16 protein-coding genes and 1 pseudogene are annotated in these 22,886 nt (G+C 75.0%); 9 read left to right on the top strand and 8 right to left on the bottom strand.

Going from position 1 to position 22,886, the window contains the following annotated elements:
* Positions 1-224: 224 nt before the first annotated feature.
* Complete coding sequence (locus OG295_RS02045; protein WP_371675221.1) at positions 225-3,797, bottom strand: S8 family serine peptidase; 3,573 nt, start codon at positions 3,795-3,797, stop codon at positions 225-227.
* A 184-nt stretch (positions 3,798-3,981) separates the two neighbouring features.
* On the opposite strand from OG295_RS02045, the gene OG295_RS02050 reads away from it, so the two are divergent.
* Together OG295_RS02050 and OG295_RS02055 are read left to right on the top strand one after the other, a co-directional pair.
* A complete protein-coding gene (locus OG295_RS02050) occupies positions 3,982-5,496 on the top strand; it encodes an MFS transporter (RefSeq protein ID WP_371675222.1) in 1,515 nt (504 codons plus the stop codon).
* Positions 5,497-5,556: 60 nt separating this feature from the next.
* Positions 5,557-6,003, top strand: a pseudogene (locus OG295_RS02055) (DUF6629 family protein); the annotation flags it as partial.
* A 189-nt stretch (positions 6,004-6,192) separates the two neighbouring features.
* On the opposite strand, the gene OG295_RS02060 reads toward OG295_RS02055, so the two are convergent.
* From OG295_RS02060 to OG295_RS02070, 3 genes are all read right to left on the bottom strand, one after another.
* Entirely contained in the window at positions 6,193-6,519 is a 327-nt protein-coding gene (locus tag OG295_RS02060) for a DUF6126 family protein (protein ID WP_371675223.1), read from the bottom strand.
* 16 nt (positions 6,520-6,535) lie between these two features.
* Entirely contained in the window at positions 6,536-7,174 is a 639-nt protein-coding gene (locus tag OG295_RS02065; RefSeq protein ID WP_371675224.1) for a helix-turn-helix domain-containing protein, read from the bottom strand.
* 78 nt (positions 7,175-7,252) lie between these two features.
* Positions 7,253-8,794, bottom strand: coding sequence for an ATP-dependent DNA ligase (locus tag OG295_RS02070; protein WP_371681077.1), 1,542 nt, complete (start codon positions 8,792-8,794; stop codon positions 7,253-7,255).
* A gap of 343 nt (positions 8,795-9,137) precedes the next feature.
* Here OG295_RS02070 and OG295_RS02075 point away from each other — a divergent pair, with 343 nt between their 5' ends.
* Positions 9,138-11,858 carry an alpha/beta fold hydrolase gene (locus tag OG295_RS02075; protein WP_371675225.1) on the top strand — a complete coding sequence of 907 codons (2,721 nt, stop codon included), beginning with the start codon at positions 9,138-9,140 and terminating at the stop codon, positions 11,856-11,858.
* Positions 11,855-12,721, top strand: coding sequence for an ABC transporter permease (locus tag OG295_RS02080; RefSeq protein WP_371675226.1), 867 nt, complete (start codon positions 11,855-11,857; stop codon positions 12,719-12,721). The genes OG295_RS02075 and OG295_RS02080 overlap by 4 nt, the downstream gene beginning before the upstream one ends.
* A 30-nt stretch (positions 12,722-12,751) precedes the next feature.
* Here OG295_RS02080 and OG295_RS02085 read toward each other — a convergent pair whose 3' ends face one another.
* Both OG295_RS02085 and OG295_RS02090 read right to left on the bottom strand, forming a co-directional pair.
* The gene (locus OG295_RS02085; RefSeq protein WP_371675227.1) at positions 12,752-13,750 is read right to left on the bottom strand and encodes a polysaccharide deacetylase family protein; all 999 of its coding nucleotides are present in this window, start codon (positions 13,748-13,750) and stop codon (positions 12,752-12,754) included.
* A gap of 148 nt (positions 13,751-13,898) precedes the next feature.
* Positions 13,899-14,846 carry an aldo/keto reductase gene (locus OG295_RS02090; RefSeq protein ID WP_371675228.1) on the bottom strand — a complete coding sequence of 316 codons (948 nt, stop codon included), beginning with the start codon at positions 14,844-14,846 and terminating at the stop codon, positions 13,899-13,901.
* A gap of 853 nt (positions 14,847-15,699) precedes the next feature.
* Between OG295_RS02090 and OG295_RS02095 the strand changes: the two genes are divergently transcribed.
* Together OG295_RS02095 and OG295_RS02100 are read left to right on the top strand one after the other, a co-directional pair.
* Positions 15,700-16,146, top strand: coding sequence for a hypothetical protein (locus OG295_RS02095; RefSeq protein WP_371675229.1), 447 nt, complete (start codon positions 15,700-15,702; stop codon positions 16,144-16,146).
* A 480-nt stretch (positions 16,147-16,626) separates the two neighbouring features.
* On the top strand, positions 16,627-17,616 hold the full coding sequence (locus OG295_RS02100; RefSeq protein WP_371681078.1) for a hydroxyacid dehydrogenase: 990 nt from the start codon (positions 16,627-16,629) through the stop codon (positions 17,614-17,616).
* Here OG295_RS02100 and OG295_RS02105 read toward each other — a convergent pair.
* Together OG295_RS02105 and OG295_RS02110 are read right to left on the bottom strand one after the other, a co-directional pair.
* On the bottom strand, positions 17,577-18,401 hold the full coding sequence (locus tag OG295_RS02105) for a sugar phosphate isomerase/epimerase family protein (RefSeq protein ID WP_371675230.1): 825 nt from the start codon (positions 18,399-18,401) through the stop codon (positions 17,577-17,579). The two genes, OG295_RS02100 and OG295_RS02105, sit on opposite strands and share 40 nt — an antisense overlap.
* The gene (locus tag OG295_RS02110) at positions 18,398-19,474 is read right to left on the bottom strand and encodes a LacI family DNA-binding transcriptional regulator (protein ID WP_371681079.1); all 1,077 of its coding nucleotides are present in this window, start codon (positions 19,472-19,474) and stop codon (positions 18,398-18,400) included. Before OG295_RS02110 ends, OG295_RS02105 begins: the two co-directional genes overlap by 4 nt.
* Positions 19,475-19,676: 202 nt before the next feature.
* On the opposite strand from OG295_RS02110, the gene OG295_RS02115 reads away from it, so the two are divergent.
* From OG295_RS02115 to OG295_RS02125, 3 genes are read left to right on the top strand one after another with little or no spacing between them, the layout of a single operon-like run.
* The gene (locus tag OG295_RS02115) at positions 19,677-20,828 is read left to right on the top strand and encodes a Gfo/Idh/MocA family protein (protein ID WP_371675231.1); all 1,152 of its coding nucleotides are present in this window, start codon (positions 19,677-19,679) and stop codon (positions 20,826-20,828) included.
* Positions 20,825-21,979, top strand: a complete 1,155-nt coding sequence (locus OG295_RS02120) for a dihydrodipicolinate synthase family protein (RefSeq protein WP_371675232.1) — start codon at positions 20,825-20,827, stop codon at positions 21,977-21,979. Before OG295_RS02115 ends, OG295_RS02120 begins: the two co-directional genes overlap by 4 nt.
* Positions 21,976-22,815, top strand: a complete 840-nt coding sequence (locus OG295_RS02125; protein ID WP_371675233.1) for a sugar phosphate isomerase/epimerase family protein — start codon at positions 21,976-21,978, stop codon at positions 22,813-22,815. Before OG295_RS02120 ends, OG295_RS02125 begins: the two co-directional genes overlap by 4 nt.
* Positions 22,816-22,886 lie beyond the last annotated feature (71 nt).

The following is a 22,886-nucleotide window of genomic DNA, read 5'->3' on the forward strand; positions in this document are numbered from 1 at the left end:
TCGGCCAGGAACACGTCCGGCGTGCCCCTGGGACGCCGGATCCGTCGAGGCACTCGTAACTGGTGGTGCTCGGCCCGGCGACGGGTCCTGGGGCTGCATCGGCGTGCCGCAGGACCGCCAGACGTCATGGGGCCCAGCGGTCCTGCTGCTGTTGCGCCGCAGGGGGCATGGCAGGTCCCCGTCACGGTCGGAGACCTGCCATGCCGAACCGACTTCCGGCAGTTCTATACCGGGGCCTTGTCGGGGCGGTCCGTCACCCGGAGGGTGTTGACCAGGGGTTTGCCGTAGCCGTTGTGGGTGACGAAGCGCAAGTTCAGCACGCCGTCGGTGACCTTGACCGTGTAGGTCCTGGTCAGGGCCGTGTACGTGCCCGCCTCCAGGGCGATGTCCAGGGAGGGCAGGACCTGCGTGCCCTCGGCGAGGACGTCGAAGACGCGCTTGTCGGGGCGGGTGGAGGAGAGTTCGGCGAAGCCGAGTTCCACCGTGTAGGTGCCGTTCGGGACGTTGTCGAAGCGGTACTCGTACATGCCCTCGCGGGCGTTGCGGAAGAGTCGCTGGTCCGGGGTTCCTGCGATGGTGTGTCCGGTGGAGCGGACGGTGGCGTCGCCCTGGTAGCCGTACGAGCCCGGGGTGTACTTGCGGTCCGGGGACCAGGGGTCGCCGGCCGCGTCGGTGGCCGCGTAGTCGGAGCCCGCGTCGAGGGCCGCCTGGTAGCGCGGGACCACGACCTTGACGGGAACGGTGAGGACGGGGGCCCGGCCGCTGGCCGAGGTGATCTTCAGGTCGGTGGTCAGGACGCTGCCGGGGGTGAGTCCGGCCGTGTCCACGGCCAGGGCGAGCGTGGCCTTGCCGCCGGTCGGGAGGGTGCCGTCCGCCGGGGTCGCGGTCAGCCAGGGCGCGTCCTCGGAGACCGTGAAGGCGGTGCCGAGTCCGGGGTTGGTGAGGTCGAGGCCCCGGGTGCGGCTCTGGCCGGCGGGGAGGACCAGCTCCACGGCCGGCCGGTCCGCGGTCACCCGGCCGGTGCGCAGGGACCGGGTCACCGGGGTGACGTCGGTCGCCTTGACCTCGACGGAGCCCTGCGCGGACTCGTACGCCGGGGCGGTCACGGAGAGCCCGCGGGAGCCCGAGGGGCTCTGGACCACGTAGCCGCCGTCCGCCGCGGTGGTGGCGGAGACGGCCGTGTCGCCGCTGCCGACGGTCACGGTGGCGCCGCCGACGCCGTCGCCGTCGTTGGCGTCGAGCACGCGGCCCGTGACGACTCCGCTGCGGGTGGTCCGGAAGCCGATGGACAGCCCGTCGCCGATGGCGGGCGTGTTGAAGGAGTACCTGAAGGCGTCGGTGCCGGCCTCGTTCTCCACCCCGATGGTGGCGGAAGAGCCGCCCTTGATGCCGGTGCCGCCGGTCCCCTTGTAGGAGTAGGTGACGTTGCCGTCCTCGCCGATGGCCGCGGAGAAGGAGAAGGTGTCGGCCTGCGCCGACCAGTGGGACACCCGGCGCCACTCGATCACGTAACTGCGGTGCGGCGCGGTGCCGGTGACGGCGGTGAAGACGCCCGAGCCGCTGCCGGCCGGGCCGACGACGAGGTCGTCCCAGAAGGGGTACAGGGCCGCGTTGGGCGTCGCGGTGCTCGGGATGTCCCCGTTGGTGTCGCCGGTGTGGTTGCCGCCGAAGCTGACCGTGCCGTTGGTGCCGATCCAGGCCTGACCGTACGTCTTCCCGTACAGCGGGAGGGGGAAGGGCAGGTCGACCCGCTCGGTGGTGTTGTCGCCGGTCAGCGCGAGCTGCCGGTCGCCGCCCGCGTAGGGGCGGTCGCCGGCGGCGGCGCAGGCGTAGCCGTAGCCGTCGGTGCGCTCGGGGAGGGTGACCGCGACGGTGGCGTCCCCGGCGACGGCGACCTTGGCGGTGCCGCCGGTGAGGCAGCGCGAGGAGTGGGTGGCGTTCACGTCGTAGGTGCCGTGGGGCAGGGTGACCTCGAAGCGGCCCTGCGCGTCGGCGGTGGCGGTCACCGGGGTGTCCGCGATGGTGACGGAGGCGCCGGCGGCGGGCCCGGCGGCGGAGGAGACGGTGCCGGTGACCCTGCCGGTGGGCGCCTGGGTGAGGGTGAAGTCACCGGTGGCGGTGGCGTTCTCGGTGACCGTGGCGGCGGCTTCGCGCTGTCCGTAGCCGAACTTCGAGGCGGTGAGCGCGTACGCGCCGACCGAGAGGGCGGGGAAGCGGTAGCTTCCGTCGGCGGCGGTGGTGGCCGTCCGGTCGATCGGGCCGCGGGCGGTGACCCTGGCGCCCGCGACGGGCTCGCCACCGTCGGTGCGGACCGTGCCGCCGAGGGCGCCGACGGCGCCGCGCGGGGCGGCGTTCACCGCGGCCAGGGCGTCGAGGCGGCCCTCGCCGAAGACGTTGTTGTCGGCGGTGGTGCCGCCGCACTGGGCGGCTTCGGTGTCCTGGGCCGTGCCGTCGAGCAGCGCCTCGGTCTGTGCGACGTCGCCTTCGAGGGCGGGGGCGGCCGACCAGAGCAGGGCCACCGTCGCGGCGGTGTGCGGGGAGGCCATGGAGGTGCCGGAGAAGGCCTCGTAGCCGCCGCCCGGGACGGAGGAGCGGACGTTGACGCCGGGGGCTGCGATGTTCGGCTTGACGATGCCGCCGGGGCCGGCGCCGCGCGAGGAGAAGGAGGCGATGGCGCCGTTCACGTCGAAGGCGCCGGAACTGTAGGAGTTCGCGTAGTCGCCGGGCGATCCGCTGGTGGCGCAACCGGGGCCGGCGTTCCCGTTGGAGAAGGCGGGGAAGATGCCGGCGGCGCGCCAGGTGTCGACGACCTGCTGGTACCAGTCGTCGTGGGCGGAGCTGCCCCACGAGTTGTTGACGACGTGCGGGGCGAGGTCGGGCCGCGGGTTCTGGCCGTTCAGGTCGGTGGGGGCGACGATCCACTGGCCGGAGGCGAGCAGGGAGGCCTCGGAGCAGGAGTTGGTCTCGCAGCCCTTGGCCGCGATCCACCGGGCGCCGGGGGCCACGCCGATCTTGTTGGCGCCGCCGTCGTCGCCGACCATGGTGCCCATGGTGTGGGTGCCGTGGTCGTTGTTGTCGCAGGGCGCCGCGCCGGCGCAGACGCCCGCGGGGTCGAACCAGTTGTAGTTGTGGTCGTAGGTCCCGTCCGCCTTCCTGCCGCGGTACTGGCTGTTCACGGCGGGGTGGGTGTAGTCGACGCCGCTGTCGATGTTGGCGACGACGATGCCCTCCCCGCGCACCCCGAGCCCGTCCCAGACCTGTGGGGCCTTGATCCGGTCGACGTTCCACTCGACGGCGTCGGCGGCTGCCTTCTCGCGGGTTCCCTCCGCGGGCTTGGGGAGGGAGAGCCGGTCGTCGGCGTCGATGCGGGAGACCTCGGGGCGCTGGGCGAGGGCCCCGGCCAGCTTCTGGGTGCCGACGACGCGGACCGCGTTGACGATCCAGTACGAGGTGTACTCGGCCTTCGCTCCGTCCAGGGCCTTGAGCACCTCGGCCTGGGTGCGCGCGGCGTGGTCCCGCTTGGTCCGCAGAACCGTTTCTGCTTTGGCGGTCCGGGTCGGGGCATTCCGCGCGGCGCTCAGGTCGGCGGCGCTGTCGAGGTAGACCCAGAAGACCGCCTTGCCGGAGCCGTCGAGCTGCGCGCGGAGGGCCGGCTCGATCTTCCGCTCGGCGGCGCCCGGCGCGGGGCCCGGTTCCGGGGCGGCGGCGGCGGCCCCCGCGCCGAGGGGCAGGAGCAGGACGGAGGTGAGGGCGGCGAGCGCCGCGCGTAAGGATCGTCGTCGGTTGCGTCGGGCCACGTGTGATCTCCTCGTACGCCGGGTGGTGGTTGTGCGGGAAGGGTGCGCGTGACGTGCGCGGATCATGGTGAACGTGTCGTCATGTCCCTCACAAGAGGGCCTATCCGGCCGACTTCCCTCCGGTCCGCGCACGGCAGGTGCCCGCCGGGTGGCCCTTCCGGGCGGGGCGCGCCAGCCTGGGGGCATGACCGAACCCGCGCCCGGTGTTCCGCTGCGGTCCGCCCAGGGCCGGTGGATCGTGCTCGCCACCGTGCTCGGGTCGAGCATGGCGTTGCTGGACTCGACCGTCGTCAACGTGGCGCTCCCGCGCATCGGGGTCGATCTCGGCGCCGACATGGCGGTGCTCCAGTGGACCGTGAACGCCTATCTGCTGACCCTGGCCGGGCTGATCCTGGTGGGCGGGGCGCTCGGCGACCGCTTCGGGAGGCGCCGGATCTTCGTGCTCGGGGTGGTGTGGTTCGCGGCGGGCTCACTCGTGTGCGGGCTCGCGCCCGGCGCCGGAGTGCTGATCGCCGCCCGCGCCTTCCAGGGCGTCGGCGGCGCGCTGCTGACGCCCGGTTCGCTGGCGCTGATCCAGGCGTCGATCCACCGCGACGACCGGGCCCGCGCCATCGGCCTGTGGTCGGGGTTCGGCGGGGTGGGCGCCGCGGTGGGGCCGTTCCTCGGCGGGTGGCTGGTGGACGGGCCGGGCTGGCGGTGGGTGTTCCTGCTGAACGTGCCGGTCGCCGCGCTGTGCGTGCCGGTGGCGCTGAGACACGTACCGGAATCGCGGGACCCGGCGGCGCACGGGCGGTTCGACGTGGCCGGCGCCCTGCTCGGCGCCGGGGCCCTGGCCCTGATCACCTACGCCCTGATCGAGGCCAGGAGCGGATCGGCGCTGGTCGTGGCCGCGGCGGTGGGCGGGGTCCTGCTGGGCGCCGCGTTCGTGTTCGTGGAACGGCGGCGGGCGGATCCGATGGTTCCGCCGGACATCTTCGCCTCCCGGCTGTTCACCGCCGTCAACCTGGTCACCCTGTGCGTCTACGCGGCCTTCGGCGGGTTCTTCTTCCTCATCGTGCTCCAGCTCCAGGTGGTGTCCGGCTACTCGGCACTGGCCGCCGGGGCCGCGCTGCTCCCGGCCACCCTGCTGATGCTGCTGCTGTCGCCCCGCTCGGCCGCGCTCGGGGAGCGGATCGGACCGCGGATCCCGCTCACGGTGGGCCCTCTGCTGTGCGCGGCCGGAATGCTGCTGACCCTGCGGGTGGGCCCCGACGCCTCCTACGTGCAGGACGTGCTGCCGGCCATGGTGGTGATGGGCTCCGGAATGGTCACCCTGGTGGCTCCGCTGACGGCGACCGTCCTGGCCTCGGTGGACCCGGGCCGGGCGGGCCTGGCCAGCGGCATCAACAACGCCGCCGCACGGGCCGCCGGGCTCCTCGCGGTGGCGGCGCTGCCGTTGCTGGCGGGGATGGGCCCGGACGCCTACCTGTCGGCGGAGGCCTTCGACGCCGCCTTCGACCGCGCCATGCCCTGGTGCGCGGGGGCCCTGCTGGTGGGGGCGGCCCTGGCGTGGGCGACCGTACGCTCCCCCGCTCCCGGGGAGCCCCACCCCCACCAGCAGTGCCGCATGCAGTGCCCGGTCGGTGCGCCGCCGCTGGAGCCCCCGGTGGCGGCCGGGGGTGAGGAGCCCGGGGGTGAGGAGTCCAGGGGTGCGGGGTGACGGCCGCTTCCCGGGAACCCGTCCGGACGCCCGCGTGAACCCGACCGGTGGGAGCCCGCCATGTGCTGGAGCACGGCCGCGGACCTGACGGCGGGCACCGTGGTGACCGCCGTCGGGGTGGTGTGCCTCGCCCGGGTGCGGCGGGCCCGCGACCTGCCCGTCGCCGCGCTGCCGCTGCTGCTGGGCGCGCACCAGCTGGTCGAGGCAGCCGTCCGGCACGCGGGCGGCGGCTGCGGTCCGGCCACCAGGGCCTGGGTGGTGATCGCCCTGCCCGTGCTGCCGGTGCGGGTGTCGCTCGGGGTGCTGCTCGCCGCCGGGCCCGGGGCCCCGCGGCGGCTCCGGGGGCCGGCGGCCGTCGGGATCGGGACCGCCGCGGTCCTGGCGTACTGCCGCGCGACGCGGCCGGTGACCGCCGAGGTACGGGGCCGCCTGGTCGGGTACGGGGTGGACGTGCCGTACGTGCCGCTGGTCCTGGCGGGCTACCTCTACGCCACCCTCGGGGCGCTGCTGCTCGCCGGGGACCGGCGGCTGCGGGTGCCGGGCGCCGTCCTGGCCGCCGGGGGCGCTGGTCTGCGCGGCGCTGTGGCGGCTGGAGTTCGCCTCCACCTGATGCGCCTTCGCCGCGGCGGCCTCCGTGCTGGTGCTCGGCTGGGTGCGCCGTCCGGCGGTGCCCGGCGGGATCCCGGAGGGGCGCGGCTACTGGTTCTGGCCGCCCAGCACGAAGAGGAGGTAGACGAAGAAGGCGAAGAGGTGGCCGACGAAGAGGTACGCGACCAGCCGGATGACCAGGCCTCGGGGGAACCGCGACTCGATGCGGCCCAGCAGACCGGCCGGCTGGGCCGCGGCGTCGGTACCGGCGTGCGTATCGGCGGCGGTACCGGCCGTGGTCCCGCCAGCGGTCCCGGCAGCGGTCGTTGCCGCGGTGCCGGCCGTGGTGCCGGTCTCCTCGGCCCCGGTGCCCGTCGCCTCGGACGTGGCCGCGGTCTCCTCGGACGTGGTGGGCATGGTCTCCTCCTTGGTCATGGGTACGGCTCCTCGGCTAGCGGTGCTGCGTGGTGGCGCCGCCGCCGAGGCACAGCCCGGCGAGGTTGCTCTGCAGCAGGGTGTGGACGAACAGCAGCTCGGCTCCGCCGTGCCCCGTCGCGGCGATCCGGTGCGGGGTGAGCGAGTCGAAGTGCGCGCTGTCCCCCGGCTCCAGCAGGTACTCGGTCTCCCCCAGGTGCAGCCGCAGCTGTCCGGTGAGCACGTACAGCCACTCCTCCCCGGGGTGGACGCGGACCAGCTCGCCCTGGCTGCGCCCCTGGGGCACGTGCACGCGCAGCGCCTGCATCCCCCGTCCGGAGCCGCCGGCCTGCCAGTACGTCCACCCGTCGGCCTCGCGGGCCCCGGGACCACCGGCCCGTACGATGGGATCCGCGACGGCCGGATTCTCACCCAGCAGCTCGGAGACCGTCGTACCGTAGGTGCGGGCGAGCCCGAGCAGCAACGGCAGCGAGGGCTGGCGCCGTCCGGTCTCCAGGCGGGACAGGTGCGCGGGCGAGAGCCTGGCCCTGGCCGCGGCGGCCTCCAGCGTGAGGCCCGCGCGTCGGCGCAGTTCACGCAGCTGCGGCGCGACCGCGGGCAGGTCTTCGGGCAGGCCGTCGTCGTGGCGGTCCGGGCCCTCGGCTCGGGGGTTCATACCCCTGATTGAGTCAGATTCTTACCCCGCTGGCAATTTTCTTGCCTCTGAGGCAAAACCGCCCCGTCCGGCCCCTCCTCACGTGGTGCGGGCGCCTCCCTGCCCCAGGACCGTCTCCACCGTGTCCGCCTGCTCGGCGCTCTTGTCCGGCCGGTGGCGCAGGACACGGGCGAAACGCAGGGCGACACCGGCCGGGTAGCGGGAGGAGCGCTGCAGTCCGTCGTAGGCGATCTCCACCACCAGCTCCGGCCGGACCCGGACGGTGAAGCCGTCGTCCCCCTGCGCCAGCTCGGTCAGCCGCCCGGTCTGCCAGCGCAGCATCTCGTCCGTCAGCCCCTTGAAGGTCTTGCCCAGCATCGCGTACGTGCCGTCGGCGGTCCGCGCGCCCAGGTGCAGGTTCGACAGCAGGCCGGTGCGGCGGCCGTGGCCCCACTCGGCGGCGAGCACCACCAGGTCGAGGGTGTGCACGGGTTTGACCTTCAGCCAGCGCTTGCCGCGCCGGCCGGTCGCGTAGACCGAGTCCAGCGCCTTGACGACGACCCCCTCGTGGCCCCGGCCCAGCGCCCCGGCCAGGAACTCCTCGGCCTCGGCCGCACGGGCGCCCGGATCGTCCACCACCAGCCGGCGCACCCGCGAGGCCTCGGGGACCAGGGCGGCGAGGGCCGCGTGGCGTTCGCGGACGGGCAGGTCGAGCAGCACCCGGTCGCCGAGGGCCAGCAGGTCGAAGAAGTACGCGTGCACCGGGAGGGCGCGCCGCGCCGCCGCGACGTCCACCCGGGAGCCGACCCGGCTCGCGATCTCCTGGAAGGGCACGGGGCGTCCGTCGGCGTCCTGACCGATGACCTCGCCGTCGAGGATGAACCTCTCCCCCGGCAGGCTCCGCGCCAGTTCCACCACCTCCGGCAGCCGGTCGGTGATCTCGTCGAGGGAGCGGGTGTGGATGCGCACCTCGTCCCCCGACCGGTGGACCTGGACGCGGATCCCGTCGAGCTTCTCCTCCACGGCGCAGGGCCCCAGCGCGACGAGGGCGTCGGCCACCGACCGCGCGGTCCCGGCGAGCATCGGGCGTACGGGTTGCCCGACGCGCAGGGTCACCCCGCTCAGCGCCGCGGCCCCTGCGGTCAGTACCGCCGCGGCCGCCCGGGGCAGCGAGCCCTCCAGCATCACGGCCCGGCGCAGGTCCGCGGCCGGTACCCCGGCGGCCTTGGCCACGCCTTCCAGGGCCACCGCGTCCAGGGCCCCCTGGCGCACCTCCCCGGACAGCAGGCCGCGCAGGAACGCCTGTTCCTCGACGGTGGCGGCGCCCAGCAGGCCGTCCACGATCCGCCGACGCTCCGCCTGCGCGCCGGGGCCCGCGACCGCGGCCAGCGCGGACACGGCGTCGTCGACGGCCCGTACGGTCAGGGAGGGGCCCGGCGCCGGGGCCGTGTCCCGGCCCAGGGTGCGCCAGCCGACCCCCGGGCGGCCCTGGGGAAGGCGGCCGGAGAGGTAGGAGACGACCAGGGCGACCTCCTCGGCGGGGGCGGACGCGAACACCTCCGCGAGCAGGCCGGTCTTGCGGGAACGGGCGGCGGTCCCGGCGACCTCCCGGGACACGCGCGCGACCTCGGCCAGCAGCATGCGGCCCATCCTCCCGCCGCCCGGGCCGGTACGCAGGTCGGAGGCGCGGGCGGCCCGCGCGCGGCGGCGGGGCCCGCGGTCGGCGCGGGCGGGTGCCACGGCTCCGCGTCGCCGGGGCGGCGGTTCCGCGTCGCCGGGGCGGCGGTTCCGCGTCGCCGGGGCGGCGGTTCCGCGTCGCCGGGTGTCCTGGCTCCGTGCGGCCGGGGGCAGCGGCGCGCGCACGGAACCGGGGGCGCGTACCGCGGACGCGGTAGGCCGGGCCCGGCCGTGTAGTCCTGGAGAAGGGGCGGGGCTCCCCCTGAGGGAGCCCGCGCACGGCGATCTCTGGCTTTAGTGTTCCCGTATGAAGCCACGACTGCCCCGTCGGCGCCGCGACCGCCTGCTCGCCGGCGCCGCCGCCCTCGCGGTCCTGGCCGGCGCCGGTACCTGGACGGCGGCCGCCGCCTCCGGGGACGCGCCGGCCGTGCACCGCCAGGACCAGATGCTGAACGTGCCGGGCCTGGAACCGCCGGGCGCCGGGATCGACACCTCCTACTTCACGGCCGGGGAGGGCGGGGAGCGACGCCCCGCGGTACTCCTCGGGCACGGTTTCGGCGGCAGCAAGGACGACGTACGGGCCCAGGCGGAGCGGCTGGCCCGCAACGGGTACGCCGTCATGACCTGGTCGGCGCGCGGCTTCGGCCGCTCCGGCGGCAAGATCGGGCTGAACGATCCCGAGCACGAGGTGAAGGACGTCTCCGCACTGATCGACTGGCTGGCCCGCAGGCCCGAGGTGCGCCTGGACGCCGACGGCGACCCGCGCGTGGGCGTGGCCGGGGCCTCGTACGGCGGGGCCATCGCCCTGCTGGCCGCCGGCCACGACCGGCGGGTGGACGCCATCGCCCCGCAGATCACGTACTGGAACCTCGCGGACGCCCTGTTCCCGCAGGGCGTCTTCAAGAAGCTGTGGGCCGGGATCTTCTTCACCACCGGTGCCGCGGGCGGCCTCCAGCCGGCGGCCGCGAACGCCGGTCCGCCCGCTGCGGCGGCGCCCGGCTGCGGCCGGTTCGAGCCGCAGCTGTGCGCCATGTACGAGCGCGTCGCGGTGGCCGGGAAGCCGGATGCCGAGGCGCGCGAGCTGCTGGAGCGGCGCAGCCCCTCGGCGGTGGGCGACCGGATCAAGGTGCCCACCCTGATCGTGCAGGGCCAGGACGACTCCCTCTTCCCGCTGGACCAGGCCGACTCCATGGCCCGGACCATCGCGGCGAACGGCGCCCCCGTCTCGGTGGACTGGGCGGCCGGCGGACACGACGGCGGCATGCGCGAGTCGGGCCGCGTCGAGGCCCGGGTGACGGCCTGGTTCGACCGCCACCTGAAGGGCGACCCGACCGCGGACACCGGCCCGGCCTTCCGGGTCTCGCGCTCCGGCGGCGTCGACTCCACCGACGGGCAGGTCAAACTGCGGGGCGCGAGCTCCGACCGCTACCCCGGCCTGACCTCGGCCCCGCGCCCCTTCGCGCTGTCCGGGCGGGAGCAGACCTTCGCGAATCCGGCGGGCGGCGCCCCGCCCGCGCTCTCCTCGCTGCCCGGCATCGGCGGGCAGTTCGCCGCCCTCGGCGCCGGGCTGTCGCTGGACTTCCCGGGGCAGAACGCCCGGTTCGATTCGGAGCCGCTGACGGAGGAACTGCGGGTCACCGGCACCCCGACCCTCACCCTGAACGTGAGGTCGACGGCCGCGGACGGATCCGCGGTCCTGTTCGCCAAGGTGTACGACGTCGGGCCCGACGGCCGTCAGCAGGTGCTGCCCGGTCAGCTGGTCGCCCCCGTACGGGTGGAGGACGCCGGGCAGGGCCGGAAGGTGTCGCTGCGTTTCCCGGCGATCGACCACTCCGTCCAGGCGGGGCACCGGCTGCGGGTGGTGATCGCCGCCACCGACCTCGGGTACGCCTCCCCCGCCGCTCCGGCCGTGTACTCGGTCTCGGCGCAGGGGCCGCTGGCCGTGCCCGTCGCCGACGGGGTCCGCACGGCGGCGGCCGGCCTGCCCTCCTGGACCTGGTGGCTGCCGCTCGGCGCGCTGGCGGTGGCCGCGGGGCTGCTCGGGATCCGGCGCACCGGCGGGGGCCGCGCGGCGGTGCGGGCGGGCGCAGCGCAGCCCGAACCCGCGCTGGCCGACGTACCACTGGACATCACCGGGCTGACGAAGCGGTACGCGAAGGCCCAGGACCGCTACGCGGTGCGGGACCTTTCCTTCCGGGTGGAGAAGGGCCAGGTGCTCGGTCTGCTCGGACCGAACGGGGCCGGCAAGACCACCACCCTGCGCATGCTGATGGGGCTGATCACGCCGGACGCCGGGGAGATCCGGGTGTTCGGGCAGCCGATCCGGCCCGGCGCGCCCGTGCTCTCGCGCGTCGGCGCGTTCGTGGAGGGTGCCGGTTTCCTGCCGCACCTGACGGGCCGGGCCAATCTGGAGCTGTACTGGCAGGCCACCGGCCGGCCGGCGGGCGACGCGCACATGGCGGAGGCCCTGGAGATCGCCGGGCTGGGCGACGCCCTGGAGCGAGCCGTGCGCACCTACTCGCAGGGCATGCGGCAGCGGCTCGCCATCGCGCAGGCCATGCTGGGCATGCCGGACCTGCTGATCCTCGACGAGCCGACCAACGGTCTGGACCCGCCGCAGATCCGCGAGATGCGCGACGTGATGATCCGCTACGCCGCGGGCGGCCGGACGGTCATCGTCTCCAGCCACCTGTTGTCCGAGGTGGAGCAGTCCTGCACGCACCTGGTGGTCATGGACCGCGGCCGGCTGGTGCGGGCGGGCGAGGTCGCCGAGATCACCGGCGGCGGGGACACCCTGCTCGTCGCGGTGGAGGGAGCGGTGGAGGAGGCCGTCGTCGGGAAGGTCGCGGCCCTGGAGGGCGTGGCCTCGGCGGTGGCCGGGGACGGCGGGATCCTCGTACGGCTCGACGGCGCGACCCCCGCGGCCCTGATCGCCGAACTCGTACGGCTGGACGTGCCGGTCTCGGCGGTGGGACCCCACCGCCGGCTGGAGGACGCCTTCCTCACCCTGATCGGAGGTACGGCATGAGTGCCGTCCAGGAGACCGCGCCCGGCTACGAGCCGGGGCGGACACTGCCGTTGCGCGTGGAGGCGCTGCGGCAGTGGCGCAGGCGGCGGACGCTGGTGATGGGCGGGGTGCTGGCCGCGCTGCCCTTCGTCATGATCATCGCGTTCGCGGTGGGCGGCGGGCCGAACGACGGTCCAGGTGGCGGGAACGGCCGGATCAGCCTGATCGACACCGCGACGGCGTCGGGCGCGAACTTCGCGGCGACCTGCCTGTTCGTGTCGGCCGGCTTCCTGCTGGTGGTGCCGGTGGCGCTGTTCTGCGGGGACACGGTGGCCTCGGAGGCCGGCTGGTCCTCGCTGCGCTACCTGCTGGCCTCGCCGGTACCGCGGGCTCGGCTGCTGTGGAGCAAGCTGGTGGTGGCGCTGGCGTTCAGCCTCGCCGCGATCGTGCTGCTGCCGGTGGTGGCGCTGGCCGCGGGGACGGCGGCGTACGGGTGGGGGCCGCTGAAGCTGCCGACGGGCGGGGCACTGGCCGCCGCGGACACCCTGCCGCGCCTCGCGCTGGCCGTCGCCTTCGTCTTCGTGTCGCAGCTGGTGACGGCGGGGCTGGCGTTCTGGCTGTCGACCCGGACGGACGCGCCGCTGGGCGCGGTCGGCGGGGCCGTGGGGCTGACGATCGTCGGGAACGTGCTCGACGCGGTGACGGCCCTGGGGTCGTGGCGCGAGTTCCTGCCCGCGCACTGGCAGTTCGCGTGGGCCGACGCCCTGCAGCCGCAGCTGGAATGGGGCGGGATGATCAAGGGGACCGTGGTGTCGGTGTCGTACGCGGTGGTGCTGTTCGCCCTCGCGTTCCGCGGGTTCTCGCGCAAGGACATCGTGTCGTGAGGGGCCGCCGGGTCGGTAGGGGCCGCCGGGTCAGTCCGGCGCGCCGCCCGCGTCGGTGAGGAAGCCGCGGAGGTCGGTGATCCCGTAGCCGGCCTCCTGCGCCGCGTCGATGATCCGGGGCAGGGCCCGGGCGTCGAGGACGACCCCGTCGCCGTTGCTGCTGCCGACGTGCATCTGCAGGACGGCGCCGGGGGCGAGGGCGTCGACGGCACGCCGGACCACCCGGTCCACGGTCATCCCTCCCTCGGGGCCCAGGTACCCGTTGGTGTCGGTGGTGAACTCGATCACCGCGAAGCCGAGGTCGTTGACGTCCGCTACGGACTCGTCCGTGGATTCGCTGTAGGGGAACCGGAAGAACGGCAGCGGCTCGGCGCCTGAGGCCTCCCGGATCGCCGCGTCGGCGCGGCGGACCTCCTCCTGCCGCTCCGAGGTGTCGAGGTCGTCGAAGTACGGGTGGCTGTACGAGTGGTTGCCGAGGCCGTGCGCGGCGGCCATGGCCCGCACGGCGGCGGGGTGGGCCCGCGCGAACGCGCCGGTGGGGAAGAAGGTGGCGGGCAGCCTACGCCGACGCAGCTCGGCCAGGACGACGTCGATGCCGGCCTCGTCCCAGGCGGCGTTGAAGGTGAGCGCCACGACCTTGCGGGTGGTGGGGATCCGGCGGAGTTCGGCTCCGAACCACGCCGCTGGCGGGCGCGGCCCCGTCCGACGGCGGGCCCGGGGTGCCGCGTCCGGCGCGGGAGCCGCCGCGCTCGCGGCGGAGGCGGGGGCGAAGCCCGTGGCCGCCGTCGCCGCCGCCATCCCCGCCGCGCCGAGGGCCGCCAGGGCCGTCCGCCGTCCCATGTCCGTCGCCTTGGCCCTGGCGGCCTCGGCCCTGTACACGCCGGCCCCGGCCGTCCCGGCCCGTTCCGCCTCGGCGCGGTCCGGCGCAGCGCGGTCCGCCTCGGCGGTGTGCGTCGCAGCGCGGTCCTTCGCAGCGCGGTCCTTCGCAGCCGAGTCCGTCGCAGCCGAGTCCCGCCTGGCCCTGTCCACCTTGGCTCCGTTCCCTCCGGTCCCGGGCCGCTGCCGCCGTCGTCGTCGCGGTCCCGTTCTGTCCGGCACTGTGCAGGAGGGGGCGGGCGGGGGCCCGCAGCGCGCGCCGGGCACCCGGGTGATCCGGGGCCGGCGCACGGAGTGGCCGTCAGGCCGGGAGGCCCGCGACGGCGTCGATCTCGGCCAGCAGCCCGTCTTCCAGCGGACGGTCGGCCACCGCCGCGTTGGCGCGTACCTGCTCGGCGGAGGTGGCCCCGGCGATGACGGAGGCGCAGCCGGGCCGGGCGGAGAGCCAGCCGATGGCGAGCTCCAGAACGGTGCGCCCGTACTTCTCCGCGATCGCCACCAGGGCCTCGACGGTGTCGAGGCGCTCCTCGGTGACGTAGGAGTCGCGCCCTTCCAGGCGGGAGCCGGCCGGGACGGGGGCACCCCGGCGGATCTTGCCGGTGAGCAGGCCGTTGGCCAGCGGGAAGTAGGGCAGGACGCCGAGGCCGTAGTGCACGGCGGCCGGGACCAGTTCCCGCTCGGCGGAGCGCTGGAGCAGGGACCACTCGTTCTGCGCCGACACGAAGGGGACCGCGCCGGTCTCGCGGGCCACGTGGGCGGCCTCCGCGAGCTGCCACCCGCTGAGGTTGGAGTGCCCGATGTAACGGATCTTCCCCTCGGTGACGAGCTCGGTGAGCGCGGCGAGGGTTTCCGCGATGGGGGTGGCCGGGTCGGGGCTGTGCAGCTGGTAGAGGTCGATGTGGTCGGTGTCCAGGCGGCGCAGGGACTCCTCGACGGCGCGCCGGATGTAGGCGCGGCCGCCCCGGGATCCGGCGGCGGGCCCGTAGCCCATGTCGACGCCGTCGTAGCCGAACTTGGTGGCCAGGACCACCTGGTCCCGGCGGCCCTTGAGGGCCTGCCCGAGGTGGGTCTCGGAGCCGCCGGCGCCACCGTAGATGTCGGCGGTGTCGAGGAGGGTGATGCCCGCGTCGAGGGCGGCGTCGACGACGGAGCGGGTGGCCTGGGCGTCGAGACGGCCACCGAAGTTGTTGCAGCCGAGGCCGACGGCGGAGACCTTCAGTCCGGAACTGCCCAGGGGGAGATAACGCATGCGGGTTCTGCCTCCACGCTCGTCCGATACATGATCAATCAATCGGTTCGCAGTCTAGGCACAAGAGGCCGTGCCGGCCCCGGTGTTCGAGCCCGGCGGGCGTGAACACCGTGTGACGGGAGAACGGGCGGGGCCCGGACGGGCGGGGCGCTCCAGGGCGCCGGGCCGGGGCCTCCCACGGGTAGCCGACGCGTGAACGGCCCTGGCCGACCATGGGCGTCGTACGCGGGCGCCGCCCGGCCGACCCGACCTCAGGGGACGCCGTGAGGGCACATGTCAACCGACCGGTGGCAGGCGCGGGTGCTCGCGATCGTGCGGGCCCGGGCAGCGTGCGGGTGACGGAGCCGGCCGGGGAACCGGGGGTATCCCCCGTGCCCCTGCGGCGCGATGCCGAGGCCATGGCGGCCCGGGGCGAGATCCACCGGACGCGCGGGGTGATCAGCCGGTGGGGCGGCGGGGACCCGGCACGGACGGGGCCGCGAGCTCCCGCACGGGTGTGGGGCCGGTGGTCGGGATGGTCGTACCGACCACCGGGTACTGCTTCGCGGACGTCCTGCGGGGCGCGGAAAGCGGTCGAGGCGCGGGGCGCGCGGCCGGCCGTGGGGCTGACGCGCCACCTGCCGGGCGAGAACCGGACACGGGCGGACCGGCTGCCGTCGGCCAGGGGCGACCGGTTGCCGCCCACCCCGAACTGGAACGCCGGTGTGCCGGCCCCCGGCGAGGACGCCTGAACGGCGGAGTTGCCGGTTCCGGTCGTACTGGTGGAGCGGTCGGCGCCACCCGGGCATCCGGCGGCGGCGTCGGGTGGGGTCGGACGACGCGCACGGCGCGGCCGGGGCGGTACGGGCATCGGGTGGAGCGGGGCCACCGGCGCATCGCCCCGGCCGACCGGGAGACGCCGACAGCGGCGCGGCTGCGGGCCGGGTACGAGGCGGCCCTGGCCGCGTTCGGACCGGAGCCGGCGACGGCGTTACCGCCGGTGGGCGCCGAGGGGAGCGCCGCCGGGCGCGGGGGTGCCATGGACGCTGCGTCGGGCGCCAGGACCGGGCCGGGTTCCGGGCCGGGCCGGCTGTCGGTGGCACACCGGCTCGCGCGGACCCTGGACCGGCTGTGCGCCGCGGTGACGACGGGTGGGGTGACGACGAGGTGGCCGGGCCGGCCGGCGTACCGCTGTCCGCGGGGCGCCTGCGGAGTACGAGGTGCGCGCGGGCGGCGGACCTGCTGCTGGACCGGCCGGCCGGGGACGAGGGCCCGCACCGGCACCTGGAACCTGCTCCCCCGCCTGAACGTCCGGGCGTGATCACTGCGAAGTGATCGTGCTGGTCGACCCGTGCGTTCGCTCTTGACGGTGCGGCGGCCCGCGCAAAAGATGGCTGCGTTCTCCCACCCGTCGCCGCACGCGGTCGCCCGCAGGAGCCGCTCCATGTCGCGCAGCTTCGACACCCCCGCCCCGCCCTCGCGGGCGAGGGGTGCGCCGCACCCGACCGGGCGACGATGGACGGCCCACAGGACGGTGCGGGTGAACTCCGTGTCCCCACGCACGTGTCGTTCCCCGAGCCGCTGCCGGGCTTTGTGACGATCTCCCTGTTCACCCGCACGGCCATCCGGAACGGCATCCACGACGAGCGGCTCCATCCGTGAGTCCCGGCCTCCGGCCTGTTCATGTCCCCCTCGCGCCGACCTTCCCCCGCCACCGGCGCTTCCGGCGCCCGGGTCTCACCGCAGGAGCCGTCAAGTGACCCGTCCCGACCTCTCCTCCCGGCCCACCACCGTGCTCGCCATGAGCCCCGCCACCCGTGAGGCCGTGCTGACCCGCCGGGTCCTGCCGGAGCTGCTGCGCGTCGCCGATGTCGACCCCGAGCTGCTGGTCAGCGACTTCACCCGGGACGACGACCCGTCGCTCCCCGGCCGGCTGGCCCGCGCCGAGGTGCTGTTCACCGGCTGGGGCTGCCCGCCGCTCGACGAGGAGGCGCTGCGCCGGATGCCGCGGCTGCGAGCCGTCGTCCACTCCGCCGGGAGCGTCAAGCACCACGTGACCGCCGCCTGCTGGGAACGGGGACTGCTGGTCTCCAGCGCGGCCGCCGCCAACGCGGTACCGGTCGCCGAGTACACGCTCGCCGCGATCCTGTTCGCCAACAAACGGGTGCTGGAGTCCGCGCACGCCTACCGCTCCCTGCGCGGGCCGGTGGACCTGCTGCGCCGCTACCCGGAGGCCGGCAACTACCGGCGCACCGTGGGGCTCGTGGGCGCCTCCCTGATCGGACGGCGGGTGCTGGAACTGCTGCGCCCCTTCGACCTGCGGGTCCTCGTGCACGATCCGTACGCCGACGCCGCCGAGGTCGCCGCTCTCGGCGGGGAGCTCTGCCCGCTGGACGAACTGCTGCGTCGCAGTGACGTGGTGAGCCTGCACGCCCCGGCGCTCCCGCAGACCCGCCATCTGCTCGACGCCTCCCGGCTGGCCCTGATGCCGGACGGCGCGACCCTCGTCAACACGGCGCGGGGCGCGCTCGTCGACACTGCGGCCCTGACCGAGGAACTGGTCGCCGGGAGGCTGCACGCCGTGCTCGACCACACCGAACCCGAGGTGCTGCCGGCCACCTCGCCGCTCTTCAACCTCCCGAACGTACTGCTCACCCCGCACGTCGCCGGATCACTCGGCGGTGAGCTGGACCGGCTGGCGACGAGCGCCGTCGAGGAGCTGGAGCGGTACGCACGCGGCCTCGGCTTCCGCTACCCGGTGGACCCGGGCCGTCTGGCCCACTCCGCCTGACCGGCCGCGGCCACCAGTCGCACCAGGTGCTCCCGTCCTCCCGCGAGCCCTCGGGCCAGTTCCGCGGCCTCGGGGTACCAGCGCTTCTCGTACTCCCAGCACAGCCATCCCCCCGCCGGCGCCCGGGCCACCGCCTCGGCCAGCGGCAGCACTCCGGCGCCGAGCCCGAGCGGGGTGAGCTCCCGCGCGGACGCCACGTCCTTCACCTGGAGGTAGCCGAGGTGGGCGCCCAGCAACCGGCTCGACTCGGCCGGAGCCTCACCGCCCAGCCAGGTGTGGAGCACGTCCCACAACGCGCCCGCGCCGGGGTGTGCGACGGCGTCGAGCACCCGGGCGGCGGCGGCCGCGGTGCGGTGCGAATCGTGGGTCTCCAGCAGGATCCGCACTCCGTGCCGGGCCGCGAAGGGGGCCGCCGCGCACAGCCGCCGGACGGCGTGGGCATCGGCTTCGGTCTCGGGCAGATCACCCCCACCGGGGAAGACCCGGACGTACGGGGCTTCGAGATCGGCCGCGAGCCGGACCAGGTCCCGCAGCTCGGCGAGGACCGGCCCGTCCTCCCCGGCCGCCGCCACCCTGGCGTATCCGGCCACCGCGAGGACGCTCACCCCGGCCCGGGTGACGGCCCGCAGCCCGGCCGCCCGGTCCGCGTGAGGACTCCCGGCATGCAGCGGTTCCTCGGAGTGGGCCCGCAGTTCGAGGCCGTCGTAGCCGTGCTCGGCTGCCAGCCGGGCGCTCCGGGCGAGGGAGGTCCCGGGCACGCCCAGTGTGGAGAAGGCGAACCTCACGGTCTCCTCCGTCCGGCCGGCGGCGGGGCGGTGGAACCCCGCACGATGAGTTCGGTGGGCAGGGTGGTGATGCCCCCCGGCGGGAGGGCCCGGCGTCCGGTCACCAGCTGCGCCGCCAGCAGGCCCGCCTCGCGCAGCGGCACCCGGACGGTGGTGAGGGCGGGAGCCGTGTCCGTGGCGAACGGCAGGTCGTCGAAGCCCGCGACGGACACGTCCTCGGGGATCCGCAGGCCCGCTTCGCGCAGGGCGGCGGCGGCTCCGGTGGCGACGGTGTCGTTGGCGGCGGCCACGGCGGTGAAGGGTCTTCCCCGGCGCAACAGTTCGCGGGTGGCGTCATAGCCCGCGGAGCGCTCGAAGCCGGCGTGCACGGTGAGCGCGGCGCAGGCGTCGGACCGGGCCTGATCGTGCCGCCCCAGGGCGGCCCGGTGGCCGGCGAGCCGCTCCCGGGTGGTGCTCAGTCCCGGCGGGCCCGCCAGGTAGGCGATGTGCCGGTGGCCGAGCGTCATCAGGTGTTCGGCGAGTCGGAAGGCACCTCCGCGGTCGTCGAACGTGATGGTGGCGACGGTCGGTGCCGGGGGCAGCGGCAACGGCGGGCGCCCGCACAGGACCACGCGCGTCCCTCCGGCCGCCATCCGGGAGACGCGGGCGGCGAGCGCGGCGGTGTGGTCCGGATCCTCGGCGGCCCCGCCCGTGAGCACGACTCCGCCGGCCCGCTGGCCCTCCAGCAACCCGAGGTAGGCGGACTCGGCGTCCGGGTCGCCCGCCGTGTTGCAGACCACGGCCAGTCTTCGCGCCTCCCCGGGCCCGGCGGGATCGAGCGCGCTCTGCAGGGAGCCCGCGAGGATGCCGAAGAAGCTGTCGGCCACGTCGTGGACGAGCACGCCGACCAGATCGGAGGTGGCCACGGCCAGCGCGCGGGCGGGGGCGTTGGCGATGTAGCCCAGTTCCTCCACGGCCTGCTCCACACGGGTGCGGGTGCCACCGGCCACCGGGTATCCGCCGTTGAGCACGCGGGAGACCGTGGCGGACGACACCCCCGCTCGCGCCGCGACCTCGGCAAGAGTCACCGCCATCTCGAACCCCTCCTCCTCGGCCCGGCCGTTCGTCCGGGTCATCGTCTCGTCCGGTGTGTGGATCTCCATTCTGCTCGATCGGGCAAGCGCTTTCCATCACTCGAACGTGTGTTGTGTCACGGAGGTGAGCGGCTCTAGCCTGATGGGACAGAAAGCGCTTTCTATCGAGAAGGAACGACCGGCACGGAGGGACGCGGACACCATGGAACGCAGGACGATCAGGATCGCGATGAACGGCGTGACCGGGCGGATGGGGTACCGCCAGCATCTGGTCCGCTCCCTGCTGGCCCTGCGGGAACAGGGCGGGCTGGACCTCGGGGACGGGACGGTGCTGTGGCCGGAGCCCGTCCTGGTGGGGCGCCGGGAGCCGGCCCTCCGGGCCATCGCCGAGCGGCACGGCCTGGAGCACGTCTCCACCGATCTGACGGCCGTACTGGCCGACCCGGAGGTGGAGGTCTACTTCGACGCCCAGGTGACCGCCGCACGGGAGGCGGCGGTCCGTCAGGCCATCGCCGCCGGGAAGCACGTGTACTGCGAGAAACCCACGGCCCTGACCTTCGAGTCCGCACTGGAGCTGGCCGGGCTCGCCGCGGCCGCGGGGGTCAAGCACGGCGTGGTGCAGGACAAGCTGTTCCTGCCGGGCCTGCTGAAGCTGAGGCGGCTGATCGAGGGCGGGTTCTTCGGCGAGGTCCTGTCCGTGCGCGGCGAGTTCGGCTACTGGGTCTTCGAAGGCGACCGGCAGCCGGCGCAACGGCCCTCGTGGAACTACCGGGAGCAGGACGGCGGAGGCATCGTCGCCGACATGTTCCCGCACTGGGAGTACCTGCTGCACGAGCTGTTCGGCCGGATCCGCACGGTGCAGGCCCTCACCCGCACCCACATCGGCCGCCGCTGGGACGAGGACGGCACACCGTACGAGGCCACGGCGGACGACGCCGCGTACGGCATCTTCGAGCTGGAGGGCGGGGCCGTCGCCCAGATCAACTCGTCCTGGGCCGTCCGGGTCCACCGCGACGAGCTGGTGGAGTTCCAGGTGGACGGGACGCACGGGTCGGCGGTGGCGGGGCTGCGCGGCTGCCGGGTCCAGCACCGGGCCTCGACCCCGAAACCGGTGTGGAATCCGGATCTCGCACAGACCGAGCCGTTCCGGGCGCAGTGGCAGGAGGTACCGGACAGCAGCCCGGCGGACAACGCCTTCAAGGCCCAGTGGGAGCTCTTCCTGCGTCACGTCGTGCGGGACGAACCCTGGCGGTGGGACCTGCTGGCGGGTGCGCGGGGGGTACAACTGGCCCGCCTCGGGCTGCGCTCCAGCGCGGAGGGCCGCAGGCTGCCGGTGCCGGAGGTCGTGCTGTGAACGGGATCCGGCTCCCCTCGGCGGACGGCGGGTTCCGTCGGCACCGGCCGTCGCGGGCTCCGCTCGGGCCGTTCAGCCGCGGACCGGCCCGCAGCCGTGTCCTCTACTCCGCCGCGCACGTGGCCACAGCCCCGGCACCGGAGGCGGGTGGCCCGGTGGTCGACTGGGAGGCCACGCTCGCCTTCCGCCACCGGCTGTGGGCCCTGGGCCTCGGGGTCGCCGAGGCGATGGACACCGCCCAGCGGGGCATGGGCCTGGACTGGCCGGGCGCGGCGGAGCTGATCCGCCGTTCGGCGGCCGAGGCCCGGACCGTGGGCGGCCGCATCGTCTGCGGCGCGGGGACCGACCAGCTCCCCGCGGGGCGCCCGCACCCCCTGGCGGCGATCACCGCCGCGTACGAGGAGCAGCTCGCCTACGTGGAGTCCTGTGGTGCGGGGGCCGTCCTGATGGCCTCCCGCGCCCTGGCCGCCGCAGCTCGCTCCCCGGAGGACTATCTGGAGGTCTACGGCGGCCTCCTGCGGCAGAGCACCCGTCCGGTCGTCCTGCACTGGCTGGGACCGATGTTCGACCCCGGGCTGGAGGGCTACTGGGGCCACGACGACCTCGACGAGGCGACGGACGTCGTACTGAAGATCGTTTCCGAGTGCCCGGGGAGGGTGGAAGGGGTCAAGATCTCGCTGCTGGACGCGGAGCGGGAGGGCGACCTCAGACGGCGGCTCCCGGCGGGTGTGCGCTGCTACACCGGTGACGACCACCACTATCCGCAGCTGATCGCCGGGGACGGGGAGTTCGCCAGCGACGCCCTGCTGGGGATCTTCGACCCGATCGCCCCGATCGCCGCCCGCGCGGCCCAGGCCCTCGATCTGGGGGACCCTGCCGGATTCCGGGCACTGCTGGATCCGACGGTGGCCCTGGCCCGGCACCTTTTCGCCCCGCCGACCCGCCATTACAAAACGGGGATCGTCCTGCTGGCCTGGCTCGCGGGGTACCAGGAGCACTTCACGCTCCTGGGCGGGCACCAGTCGGCCCGTTCTCTCCCGCACCTGGCGACCGCGTACGAACGGGCCGACCTGCTGGGCCTGTTCCCCGATCCGGAGCTGGCCGCCGACAGGATGCGCGGGCTCCTCGCGGCGCACGGAGCGGGCTCGTGAACCGGGTCGGTGCGCCGGACCGGCTGAGCCTCAACCAGGAGACGGTCCGGCAGTGGTCGCTGCCGGAGCTGGTGGCCGGGTGTGCCGAGGCCGGGGTGGGTGCCGTGGGGCTGTGGCGGGACCCCGTACGCCGTTTCGGGGTGCGGGAGACGGCGAAACTGGTCGCCGGCTCCGGACTGCGCGTCAGCTCCCTGTGCCGCGGCGGGTTCTTCACCGCCTCCGACCTTACCGGCCGGGCCGTCGCGCTCGCTGACAACAGGCGTGCGGTCGAGGAGGCGGCCGAGCTGGGGGCGGACACCCTGGTGCTCGTCTCGGGCGGGCTGGCGGAGGGCGAGCGCGATCTGGCGGAGGCACGGCGCAGGATCGCCGGCGTCCTGGACGAGCTGGCGCCCTGGGCCTCCGGGCACGGGGTGCGGCTGGGGATCGAGCCGCTGCATCCGATGTTCGCGGCCGACCGTTGCGTGGTCTCCACCCTGGGCCAGGCCCTCGACATCGCCGAACGGTATCCGGCGCACCAGGTGGGTGTGGTGGCCGACTCCTATCACGTGTGGTGGGACGAGCGGCTGGAGGCGGACCTGCGGCGGGCCGGTGAGGCCGGGCGGATCGTGTCCGTGCAGGTGGCCGACTGGGTGACCCCGCTCCCCGAGGGGGTGCTGCTCGGTCGGGGGCAACTGGGCGACGGCTGCGTCGACCTGCGGGGGTTCCGGGAGGCGGCGGACGCCGCCGGCTACCGGGGGCCGGTCGAGGTGGAGATCTTCCATCCGGGGCTGTGGGCCCGCGACGGCGCCGAAGTGCTGCGGGAGGTGATCGACCGCTACCGCGAGCACGTCGAATGACGGCGGGTCACGGCGAACGAAGACGGGCACCGGGCCGAGGGGGCCGGTGGGGATCGGAAAAGGAGCATGCG

The sequence above is a fragment of the Streptomyces sp. NBC_01276 genome (assembly GCF_041435355.1).
In the GTDB taxonomy this organism is placed as follows: Bacteria; Actinomycetota; Actinomycetes; order Streptomycetales; family Streptomycetaceae; genus Streptomyces.